Below are 226 nucleotides of genomic sequence, written 5' to 3' on the forward strand. Positions count from 1 at the left end.
ATCACCCGCAACCCGGTTGATCACCCCCGTCAGAATCCGCCCCGTGTCCGCCATGCTCTGCGGACCCTCCGGCTTGTCACTCTCGCCCTCACCCAGACGGTCATAGGAGCACACCCGATTCTTCGCACCCAGCGTCTTCTGAAGATCGGCCATCTTGTCCAGACCGTCCCCCAGACCCGCCACCAGCACCACCACCGGACCCCGCCGCGACTGCCGACCCTCACAC

At 65.9% G+C, this 226-nt stretch carries 1 protein-coding gene; it reads right to left on the minus strand.

The genetic code is table 11. The features are described 5' to 3' along the window. Positions 1–195 (minus strand): alpha/beta fold hydrolase (locus IO29_RS39865; RefSeq protein ID WP_030383547.1); only part of this gene is annotated, 195 nt, incomplete at its 3' end. Positions 196–226: the final 31 nt, after the last annotated feature.

Origin of the sequence: Streptomyces sp. NRRL F-6676, from assembly GCF_000725625.1 — a bacterium.
GTDB lineage: Bacteria > Actinomycetota > Actinomycetes > Streptomycetales > Streptomycetaceae > Streptomyces.